At 67.7% G+C, this 10368-nt stretch carries 9 protein-coding genes and 3 pseudogenes; 5 read left to right on the plus strand and 7 right to left on the minus strand.

What is annotated here, in order from left to right; all coding sequences use genetic code 11:
* The first annotated feature begins 113 nt into the window (after positions 1-113).
* Positions 114-649, plus strand: a pseudogene (locus ACFYOB_RS39230) (DUF6193 family natural product biosynthesis protein).
* A 174-nt stretch (positions 650-823) separates the two neighbouring features.
* Positions 824-1924 carry a S8 family serine peptidase gene (locus ACFYOB_RS39235; RefSeq protein WP_388569225.1) on the plus strand — a complete coding sequence of 367 codons (1101 nt, stop codon included), beginning with the start codon at positions 824-826 and terminating at the stop codon, positions 1922-1924.
* Between the two features lie 340 nt (positions 1925-2264).
* Here the strand turns inward: ACFYOB_RS39235 and ACFYOB_RS39240 are convergent, their stop codons facing one another.
* The 7 genes and pseudogenes from ACFYOB_RS39240 to ACFYOB_RS39270 all read right to left on the minus strand — a co-directional run bounded on the left by ACFYOB_RS39240 (position 2265) and on the right by ACFYOB_RS39270 (position 8416).
* On the minus strand, positions 2265-2981 hold the full coding sequence (locus tag ACFYOB_RS39240) for a leucine-rich repeat domain-containing protein (RefSeq protein ID WP_388569227.1): 717 nt from the start codon (positions 2979-2981) through the stop codon (positions 2265-2267).
* A gap of 65 nt (positions 2982-3046) precedes the next feature.
* A complete protein-coding gene (locus tag ACFYOB_RS39245; RefSeq protein ID WP_388569229.1) occupies positions 3047-3691 on the minus strand; it encodes a transposase in 645 nt (214 codons plus the stop codon).
* A gap of 44 nt (positions 3692-3735) precedes the next feature.
* Positions 3736-4248 (minus strand): hypothetical protein, encoded by a 513-nt coding sequence (locus tag ACFYOB_RS39250; RefSeq protein ID WP_388569232.1) that lies wholly within the window; start codon positions 4246-4248, stop codon positions 3736-3738.
* Between the two features lie 15 nt (positions 4249-4263).
* The gene (locus ACFYOB_RS39255) at positions 4264-4920 is read right to left on the minus strand and encodes a hypothetical protein (RefSeq protein WP_388569234.1); all 657 of its coding nucleotides are present in this window, start codon (positions 4918-4920) and stop codon (positions 4264-4266) included.
* 365 nt (positions 4921-5285) lie between these two features.
* Positions 5286-6443 carry an ATP-binding protein gene (locus ACFYOB_RS39260; protein ID WP_388569236.1) on the minus strand — a complete coding sequence of 386 codons (1158 nt, stop codon included), beginning with the start codon at positions 6441-6443 and terminating at the stop codon, positions 5286-5288.
* 296 nt (positions 6444-6739) lie between these two features.
* A pseudogene (locus tag ACFYOB_RS39265) lies at positions 6740-7672 on the minus strand (Tn3 family transposase); the annotation flags it as partial.
* A gap of 117 nt (positions 7673-7789) precedes the next feature.
* Positions 7790-8416, minus strand: a complete 627-nt coding sequence (locus ACFYOB_RS39270; RefSeq protein ID WP_388569238.1) for a hypothetical protein — start codon at positions 8414-8416, stop codon at positions 7790-7792.
* Positions 8417-8456: 40 nt separating this feature from the next.
* On the opposite strand from ACFYOB_RS39270, the gene ACFYOB_RS39275 reads away from it, so the two are divergent.
* The 3 genes and pseudogenes from ACFYOB_RS39275 (at position 8457) to ACFYOB_RS39285 (ending at position 10250) form a co-directional block, all read left to right on the plus strand.
* Positions 8457-8927, plus strand: a complete 471-nt coding sequence (locus tag ACFYOB_RS39275; RefSeq protein WP_388569240.1) for a GNAT family N-acetyltransferase — start codon at positions 8457-8459, stop codon at positions 8925-8927.
* A gap of 43 nt (positions 8928-8970) precedes the next feature.
* A pseudogene (locus ACFYOB_RS39280) lies at positions 8971-9828 on the plus strand (DUF6192 family protein); the annotation flags it as partial.
* 2 nt (positions 9829-9830) lie between these two features.
* Positions 9831-10250: a RacP protein gene (locus ACFYOB_RS39285; RefSeq protein ID WP_388569242.1), complete on the plus strand. Its 420-nt coding sequence runs from the start codon at positions 9831-9833 to the stop codon at positions 10248-10250.
* The last annotated feature ends 118 nt before the right edge of the window (positions 10251-10368 follow it).

Below are 10368 nucleotides of genomic sequence, written 5' to 3' on the forward strand. Positions count from 1 at the left end.
GGCCCTGCCTTCATGCCCACGACCAGCGGCGATCACCCGATCGAGACTCCCGTTCGACACACAGCCCTCAAGATCGGAACGACAACAGCTACTGAAGCGAAGCCGGGTCAGGGATGCGGTCCCACACGAAACGGACCAGCCGGTTGACCTGGTCCTCAGTGATCCGCTCCACCCGTTCCCCCGCAGTTAGCAAGCCTATTCGCCTGGCACGGCGCCAACTATCGCACCTGTCGCGGACCACTGACGCCCCAGAGTCTTTGCGGACGCCTCAATGCCTTGACCAAAGAGATAGGGGCACCCCCCCATCATTTCCGACCCAGCGCCCGGGCCCAGCCGGTGACCCCAAAGCCGCTTACGCCGAACCGCGCCTGCGGCAGCTGTTCCCGTGGACCGGCATGGGCGAGCTGCACTTCAGCCGCTGCACCGAAAAACGGTGGACGTGGGACATCCCCTACATCCAGCCTCTACCGGAGGCAGCTACTGGGTGTCAGGTCCTCTCCGTTCGCAGGCCGTGGGGCCTGCGGAGACGGTCTCGCAAGCCATCGCCATGGTTTTGGACCGCCTTCCGGTCGGCTGCGGGCCGGCCTTCCTCGGCACTCCAGAGGAACTCGCAGTCCACGAGGCGATGCAAGAGCCGCTCGACGGTTAAACGGCCTTACCGATGCCCCCACAGGCGGTCGGCGTCCCGTGTGATGAGGTAGGTCCGCGCGAGATCGCTGCGCACGTACACAAGGGGGCAGGAATGCAGGGCACCGTACGACGAGGGTCGTGGCGGAGGGCGGCGGGCGTCACCGTCGCAGCGCTGGTCGTTAGCGCAGGATCGGTGATCCCGGCGGCAGCCGACACGGACCCGCCGGACTACCTCACGGCCATGAAGGCTCAGGAGATGTGGAAAGTCGCAGACGGAACCGGCATCACGGTGGCCGTCGTCGACAGCGGCTTCAAGCAAGTCCCGGGCGTGCGGAGCGAGTCCGTCCTGCCAGGCGTGTCGGTCATGTCACCGCCGCCCGGGCAGCCGGACAAGACGTACCCGGCGCACGACGATGTCGAGGGGCACGGGACCACCATGACCGCAGCGATCGTCGGCGACGGCACAGGAGGCGGCCCGAAGGGCCTGGCTCCCGGCGCCAAGGTCATGCCCGTCCGCACCAGCCTCGGCACGCCCATGGCCTTTGCCACAGGCGCCGAAGGCGCCAAGGGCATCCGGTACGCGGCCGACAACGGGGCCAAGATCATCAACCTGAGCTGGGGCGACTACTACTCCTACGAAAGGCTCAAGGCGGCTGTCCAGTACGCCCAGAGCAAGGGGGTACTCGTCGTCGCTGCAATGGGAAATGAGGGGGAGGGCAACAACGCGACCAACTTGTTCACCCAGGTTCCGGGAGTGATCGGCGTAGGGGCCATCGACGAGACCGCCGAGCCGCTGAAGCTCTCCTCCCACGGGGAGGACACGGACCTGTCCGCATACGGCAGCAAGGCCCCGGTCCGCTGCAAGGACAACACCGCCTGGTGTGTGAGGGACGGAGGCACCTCGTACGCCAGTGCCCTGACCTCCGCCTCCGCCGCGCTCGTATGGTCGGCTCACCCCGACTGGACCGCAAATCAAGTCGCCCGCGTCCTCATCGAGACCGCCGGCGGCCCCGTCGACGGCGCCAAGCGCAACGACTGGATCGGCTACGGAGCGGCCCGCCCGCGCATGGTGCTGCTGGAGAAGGCAGGCAACCCGGGGGCACCTGACGTCGACCCCCTGGCCCCGGCCCCTACGAACACCCCCACCCCCGCCCCCAGCCAGGCAGCTGCTGCGCCAGCGGAAGCTGCGGCTGCGGAAGCGGGCCTGCCCTGGCAGTGGCTGGCACTCGGCGCCGTCGTCGCTGCGGGCCTCGGCCTCGCCGGCACGCTGATCGTCAAGCGCCGCCGCAGCTGATCCTTCACCCGGATCCCCGAAGGCCGCCGCCGGCCCCGCGAGCAAGCCGCGGCGGCGGCCTGGCGCCCGGCCAGATGCCCCGACTACCGGAGGGGCGCCACGGGTGTCGGCATCGGACAAGAGCCGGGCACACTGGTCACCATGGCCTTGCGCGATCCTGACGATGTCCTCACCGCCCGCACGTCCCCAGAAAGCGGTCGTCCCGGATCCGCCGCAGCCCTAGAGTCCTGCCATGCCGAGCCTGACGAATGACCGCGTGGCTTCGCTCACGAAAACGGGTTCTGGCTCAGCTTCTGTGGTGCGGTAACTCTGAGTGTGCGTACCTCACCAAGGACGTTCCCTACGTCCAGACGATGCATCCCCGTTGTGCAAGGAGGTCGAGCAGGTGTGGCGCGGGCTCGATGTTGTTCCAGCGGAGGTCCAATTTCTCGAGTGAGGGGAGCTCGGGCAGCCAGCTCGGCAGGGTGTGCAGTCTGTTGCTCCGCAGGTCGAGATGGCGGAGCCGTGAGAGTCCCGCCAGCGCCTCTGGGACGTCCGGGAGGGCGTTCTCTCGTAGGTCAATGTGGCGCAGTTCGGCGAGGTCGCTGACGGATTCTGGTAGGCACGTGAGTGCGTTGCCCCGCAGCCATAGCTCACGGAGCTGGTGCAGTCGGCCGATCGATTCTGGGAGTGCGACGAGTCGATTGTGCTCGACCCGAAGCTCCACCAGTCCGATCATTTTACCGATGGTGTCCGGGAGACTGGTGAGGTGGTTGCCCCCGAGGTTGAGGTATCGGAGGGCGGTGAGCCGGCCGAGGGATCGGGGGAGCTCTTTCAGCTGGTTGTCGTGCAGGTACAGGTACTTGGTGAGCGGTAGTTCAGTCAGCTCATCTGGGACCGAGGCGAGCTCGTTGTGGCCCAGGTCCAGCGTGTGCAAATGTCGTAGTCGCGCAATCTGGGGTGAGATCCGCGTCAGCGCGTTATCCGCGAGGATCAGCACGCGCAGTTCGGTCCGCTGCCATAGCGACTCTGGCAAGGCGCCAAGGTTCTGCTTCCACAGGCTCAGTGTCGCCGTCACGTCGGCGTGCCTCCAAGACTCGGACGGACTCGCTGCCCAGCAGCCTACGACCAGTGTGGTCAACGTCAGGCGAGAAGAACCCGCTTCCGGAGGAGCCGGAAGCCCGCGCGGCCGAACATCTGGCGCTTGAGCATCTTGATCCGGTTGATGTGTCCTTCGACGACGCCGGAGTTCCAGGGCAGGGTCAGGCCAGCGATGACGGCGTCCCTGTCGCGTTCGAGTCCTGCGGCGAGGGTGTGGAGGCTGGGAAGGTCGTCTTGTCGGACGGCGGCGAGCCAGTGCGGCAGGCGTTCGCCCTGGCGCTCGGTCAGCATGGTCGCGAAGGACCGGACGTGGCGGGTGAGGGCGGCGATCTCGGGGCAGTCGGTCGCGATGGTCTTGAGCTGGAGCTGTTCGGAATCGGTGAGGGTCTCGGGGCGGCGGAAGATCCATCCGGCGACCGAGCGAGGCGATGGTGGACGGGCCGCCACCGGTCGTGGAGATGTCCGTTTCAGATGCAGGTAGGCGCGGACGCGCCCGTAGCTTCCCTGGTAGCCGAGTGGCACGATCTCTTCCCACAGCTTCCAGGCATTGGTGCAGCCCTCGCTCCAGCGGTCATCGAGGTAGGACTTGTACTCGTCCAGGACCGATGACCGGTTCTGCCACTGGCCGGTAAAGAGATCTTCCGGTCGTGCTGCGTCGGCGAAACGCTGGACGGTGCGGTAGGTCATGCCGAGCTGGCGCTGGATCGAGCGCCGGCTGTGCCCGGCCTCGATCAGAGAATGGATCGTGGCATGCCGGGACCTGGTGCGATCCGCGAAGCGGCTGCTGGTCGCACCCGTGCCATCCGGGCCCGCTGCTCCGCGGGGACGGCCGGGTCGGCGAGCGAGCGCAGCACGTCCGCCGTGTCGCGGGCGTCCTGGCAGGGCAGCACCCACACCAGGTACACGAGCTGCGCGCCGAGCACGATCAGGTACTGCAGTGGCACGAGCAGGGCCACGGGCAGCAGCAGGACCAGGGGCAGCACGATCAGCCAGCCGCCCCGGATCCGCGAAGGACCGCCGGTCGGCGGCTCGAACCGCCGACCGGCCAGCAGGACGAGTACGAACATGGTCACGACCGTCAGGAGCGGCACCACGATCAGCCCCACTCCCAGACCCGCGCCGAACGACGCCCAGAAGGGATCGTCGCCCAGAACGGGCAGCACCAGGGCCGCGGCCACCCAGCCGAGAGCGGCGGTCATGACGTAGCGCTGTAGGCAGACCCACAGCCATCTTCCCGTACTCATGGCAGCTTCCTCATCTCAGCAGCTCTTCACACAGGTGCCATTAACCCACGTCCGGTCGTCACGGTCCTTGTAGAAGAGACCGTCGAGACCGTCGGGGGCGTAGCCGCTGGTGTGGGCCATGCTGTCGTGGGCGATCCACCGCGGCTTCTGGTGCTTCTGGTACTGCACGACCTCCATGTCCGGATACGCGTTGCCCGTGCGGCTCACGGACACGGAATCCTTGGTGGGCGTGACGTTCAGCCAGTTGTCGACCGACCCGACCCACATGACCGGTTGCACGCCGTGCACGCTCACCTTCAGGGACTCCGAGGTGGAGTTGTGGTCCTGGAGGACGTTCTTGCCGGTGAGCGTCCGGAAGGCGCTGTGGTCGAACAGGATGGGGAGGGCCGGGACCATCTGGGAGGCCACGTCGACCTCCATGGGGGCGCCGCCGGTCGCGTACGACGAGATGGTGCGCTTGCCCGGCATGGTGTGGGACGGCGCCACGTTGAAGACGACCTCGCCGGAAGCCGTGTCCCACCAGAGGACCATCCGGTAGGCGGCGTTCGGATCGTCGGTCGGACCGCGGTTGTCACCCAGCAGCATGGGGAACTTCGGGATCATCGACATGGCGTCGTACGTGTGGATGTAGTACCGGATCATGATGATGCCGCAGTCTTCGCCCGGGTCCACGTACGTCGTGAAGGTCTGACCCCCGGTCCTCCGTGCCGCCGTGCATCGAGTCGTCGGCGTCGTTGTAGTCCTCGTTGTCCTCCTCCATGTCCTCGATGTGCTTGCCGTTGGTCCAGCCGCCGCCACCGCAGTAGCCGTAGCTGCCGCAGCTCTCGAGGCCGGTCGGGTCGCTGAAGGTGACCGGCGGGAACGTGATCACTGCGGTGGCTCTCGCAGAACTCTCACAGATGACCATTTGTGAGAGTGGTCCCAAGTTCGCACACGCGGTTGGATGACGCCGCTTCCGAACTCCGATCGCGCGTCTGCATTCTTCCGACGCCCTCCCGGTCCGGTTCTTCTGGACCGGGAGGGCGGTTCGTTGTTGGTCAGTCCCGGCGGGCACCATGGACGATCCGGTCGATGACGGCTGCGGCCCGCTCCGGGTCTTCCTTCAGCCACCTGCCGAGGTGGTCCTGGACGGCCTGTCCGACGCAGTCCCGTACTTCGGAGTTGCCCAGCACGCCGCGTGTGGAGCCCTCGAACTCGGGACGGTCCAGCTTCACCGACACGACCGCCGTCAGGCTCTTGCTGATCCGATCGGCGTCAAAGTCACGGTCCGTAGCTGTCAGCAGCCCCTGCTCCCGCGCGTACGCGGTGACCGCGGCCGTCATCCCATCGCGGAAGCCCTCCGCGTGCGTGCCGTCTACGGTGGGCCGGCTGTTGGCGAAGCTCCGGACCCGATCCTCAGGACAGCTGCACCAGCGGAAGGCCACCTCCATAATCCCCGCCATCCGAGGGTCCTCGTGCTCGAAGGCGATGGTGTCCATGGGGGCGGACACCGCCGCGTGGCCGTCGAGGAAGGCGACGAAGTCCCGTGCCCCGCCCGGGAACCGGAACCGCACCGAACGGGACTCATCCGGGCGGCGCAGGTCGGTCAGGGAGATCTCCAGGCCCTGGTTCAGGAAGGCCAGTTCCCTGAATCGCTCTTCCAGTCCGTCGAACGAGAACTCCGCGGCTCCGAAGATGTCTGCGTCGGGCCAGAAGGCAAGGGTGGTCCCGCTTCCGGTCGCCACCCCCGCCTCGGTGAGCGGGGCGGCGGCCACGCCGCGCGCGTACTCCTGGACCCATCGGACTCCCCCGCACCGAACCTCTGCCGTCATCCGTTGCGACAAGGCATTGACGACGGCGGGCCCGACGCCGCAGAAGCCGAGCGTTACGTCGTGGCGGCCTCCGGCTCCTGTCCCGGCCTGCATTTGGGTGAGCAGGGATTCGAGCCCGGGACCGGCCCCCGTCTCGTCGATGGGAATGCCCGGCCCATCGTCAGCGACACACACGCCGCCGTCGGGCGTGAGAGTGACGTCAACGGAGGCGGCACGGCCGTCCAGAACCTCGTTCACCGCCCGGTCCGCAACCTCGAACACCATCTGGCGCAGGCCGCGTTCACTTGTCGAGCCGATGTACATTCCGGGCCGCTTTCGAACGGCTTCCCACCCCTCCAGTACCTGGATGTTGCTGGCGTCGTAACTGGTGGCTTCCTCGCTCACGATGTCCCCTCCGATGGTGTCGAGCAGAACTCCCCAGGCTAGGCGAGTCCCAGGAAAACACCAGGTCAGAGCCGCTTCTCTGATGTCACGGGCGGGCGTGTGAGCGATTGCCCGGAGGCGGTTGGCCCAGGGGCCTCGAATCATCGCCGGAGTGCGGCCGCGGCGCCGTCGAGGGCGCGAACGGCACCCTTACCAGCGGCCCCGAGGCCCCAGTTTCGACCTCGGCAAGACCCTTCCTCTGTTCGGTACCTCTCCCAGGCAACAATCCGGCTCCCGAGGAGCCGCCAAGGTCACGTCTACTCCTCGTCGTCCTCGTCGAGCCCGGCTACATCCGGGTCGCGCAGGGGCCGCAGACTGCCGCTGGCCGGGGTGGAGGCGGTGAAGCTGTAGCGGCCGAGCACGTTGAGATTGCGGTGCTTGAGCGGGGAGAGCCGGGCGATGTCCTCGTCCCGGATCTCGTGACCTTCGGCCCGGAGCTGGGCGACGGCGTCGTCGATGTACCGCGTCGTCCAGAGCACGATGGCGTTGAGCACCAGTCCGAGCGCGCCAAGCTGGTCCTCCATCCCGTCGCGGTACGCCTGGTGGATGGTGCCGCGCTTGCCGTGGCATACGTCGCGGGCGAGCTTGTGGCGGGATTCCTGCACAGTGAGCTGGCGGTTCATCTGCCGGCGGTAGGTGTCGTCGACCGGGTCGACCATCCGCATCAGGTGCTCGGTCTTGCCGATCCGCCCGTACTCCGCGAACGCCTGCCCGAGCGGGGTGGGGTGGCCCTCACGGCCGAACATGCGCAGCAGGTCGTAGGCGCGGACCTGGTTGGTCACCAGGGAGCCCGCGACCCGGAGCATGTCCGGCCACCACGTCTCGATCTTCTTCAGGTTGACCCAGTTCCGCGCGATCGGCTCCAGCACCCCGTACGTCCCCGTCTCCAGGCCGGGCATCGTCGCCCGCCAGAACCGCTGGTCGTCCACGTCCTTGAAGCGGGGGCTGAAGTTGTAGCCCAGGATCTTGAAGATCCCGAACACGATGTCGGAGTACGAGGCGTTGTCGGTGGCCACCATCTCCGGCTTCACCCCGCCGTCGAGGTTCAGCAGGGCGTCCAGGATGTGCAGGGAGTCGCGCGGGGTACCCGGGACGACCATCTGCCCGATACCTGCGACCTGGTCGTTGACGGCATTGAGCCAGGTGATGCCCCGCTTGAACCCGAAGTACTTCGGAGAGGGTGCCGCGCTGAAGCGCGGGCAGCCGCCGCACCCCTGCCAGCACCCGAGCGCCGCCGGTCGCCGCGTCCAGCGCCTTCGACTCGCCCAGTAGCGCAAGGAACGGGCGCACCGTGTTGTAGCGGGTGGTCAGAGCCGCCCGCATCGCGATGTCGGCCGAGTCCTGTCCTCGGGCACCAGGGAGACCACGAGCGCGGCTGCGGTCATCACCGTCTGGCGGGGCGCGACCTCCTCGACCGTCGCCCACAGCGCCGCCGCGTCCAGGTCGACGCCATGGGTCTCCACCAGCTCCAGTTCCTCGAACCGCACCTTCGCCGCCCGCGCGAGCATCCGCGACGCCTTCTCCAGCTTTGGCAGCGTCGACAGGCGCTCCTTCTCCGTCGCCCGCTTCGCCGTGCTGGTAAGCCGGGTCGCCATCAGAACCTGGAACAGGTCCAGGGCCTCGTCGATGGCCTTCGCCTCCAGGTGCCGCATCACCGCCGTGAGCATCGCGGTGCGCTTGGGCTCCTCCGCCCGCTCCAGGCTCGCCGCCTTCGAGCCCAGCCCGTACCGGGCCAGGGCAGCCAGCCGGTTCGGCGGCACCTGCGCCAGCCGCACCCGGCCCAACTGGAACGCACCGATCTTATCGACCCGCTCCAGCGACCGGGCGAAGTCTCTCCAGTGTCCAAAATCCGGGGTCAGGGCCCATCGGCTGTGCGAGCCTGAACGCATGAGGATCAGAGCGGGAACAGCGGCTGACGCGTCAGGAATCGCCACGCTCCACACTGACAGCTGGCGCGCTGCCTACTCGGGCATCATGCCAACCAGCTATCTGGAGGGGCCGCTCCTCGAAGAACATGCTCTCCTGTGGCGTACCCGTCTCATTGACGGTGGGTCGGCAGCTGGCGAAACGGCCAGGGCGGCCCATCTACTGGTTGCGGCCGACGCTGCCATGCACATGAGTGGATTCGCCTACCTCATCCCGCAGGACGATGGCCGCATCCTCTTGGACAACCTCCACGTCCGACCAGGACTCATCGGTACCGGCCTCGGTTGGCGCCTTCTGCGCCGTGCCTTCGCCTGGGCCACGATTGAGCACCCGGGACGGCCCGTCTATCTGGAAGTTCTCAAGGACAATGTCCGCGCGACCGCCTTCTACTCCCGCCAGGGCGGCCGTCCCACCGCAGAACGCAGGGAACGGTTCCCGGCCGGGTTCGAGCTCGCTGAGATCGAGTACACCTGGACCGCTGCGGACGTGGCCGATCTTGCTGACGACTGCGGGCCATAGGCGGCTCGGCTGCCCCTGACCAGCGCGGGCGGTATCAAGCGAGTGGACCGCTTCGCGGTGGCCGAAGGAGCAACGTCGGCCTGACGTCTCGTTCACGGTCCACCGCATCCTGGCCCGGATCGAGGACGAGCAAGAGCGGTTCTTGGTGATCTGCAATGCGCCTGAGGGCAAGGCCCGCTGGTCGGTCGACGACGCCAGCCGCCGGGTCGGCAACCAGGTGGAGACGCCCATCTCGCCGGAGGAAAAAGCCAGCGCGATCTATGCCCTGGCCCGCGACGAACAGGTGGCCGCGGCCGTGACCACCGAGCTGCTACGCAGGCCGACCGTGGCCGCACAGGTCAGCGCCGAGGACAAGCTCCGGGCCGTGGAGGAACTGACCCGCGACGAGGGCGTCGCCGCAGCGGTGACGACCAGCCTCCTGAGGCGGCCAGCGGTCACAGCCCAGGTCAGCCGGGAGGACAAAGTCCGGGTTGTGGAAGAGCTGACCCGGGACGAGTCGGTGGCCACCGAGGTCACCACCGGTCTCCTTCGCCGGCCGGACGTCGCCTTCAAGGCCATGAGTGATGACCGGGCCCGCCACGAGGTCAATCACGCACAGGTCGAACGGGGCCGCCAGGCCCGCGAGCACTTCGAACGCACCAGTCCCATCGCCCCCGCAGTCCGCCATATAGAGCGGACCATGGAGTTCATGGACCTGGTCACGGCCTGCCACTCCTTCGTCGCCGCGGCCGGCAGGGCGGTTCCGGGCCTGCGGGACCGTCACCTCGGCGAGGACGAGAAAACGATCGTCCACGAGAACGTCGCTCGCGTCCGCGCGACCCTCGACTGGATCGAGACCGCGGTCGACACCGGCAAGGTCGACGTCGACGGCGAACTCGCCCGTCTCCTGAGCGGCCAGTAGCCATGCCCCGCGCCTCCCGGCGCCGGGGCCAGGCCGCTCAGCGGCACGCCAACACACTCCGCTTCATCCTCTTCGAGGCCCGCCCCGCCGGGCTCCTCTTCCACCAGATCGTCACGGCCAGCGAACTCTCACCCAGCCAAGTACGGGCAGGACTCGCCACGCTCCGCGACATCATCGCCGCCAACGGCTGGCCCCCACTGATCTGGACCAGGGCCGACGGCTACCAGCTCGGAGCCGAACGAGCAGCCCTGGAGGCCTACGAACGGCAGGTGATCAACGAGAAGCTCACCGCGTTCCGCCGGTTCATCACCGGCACCGTCGCACACCACGCCGCCGCCCACCCGGGTGACAAGTGGGTCAAGCACATCGTCGCCCAGCTCAACTCCATCGAATCCACCCTCGACCTCATCGCCACCGCCTGAAAGATCCCTGCGGGGGGGGGGGGCCCCCCCCCCCCCCCACCCCCCCCCCCCCAACCCCCCCCACCCCCACAAAAAAAAAAAACACCACAGCCCCCCCAACAACACCAAAACCCACCCC

This window comes from Streptomyces sp. NPDC006463, assembly GCF_042870715.1.
Classification (GTDB): domain Bacteria; phylum Actinomycetota; class Actinomycetes; order Streptomycetales; family Streptomycetaceae; genus Streptomyces.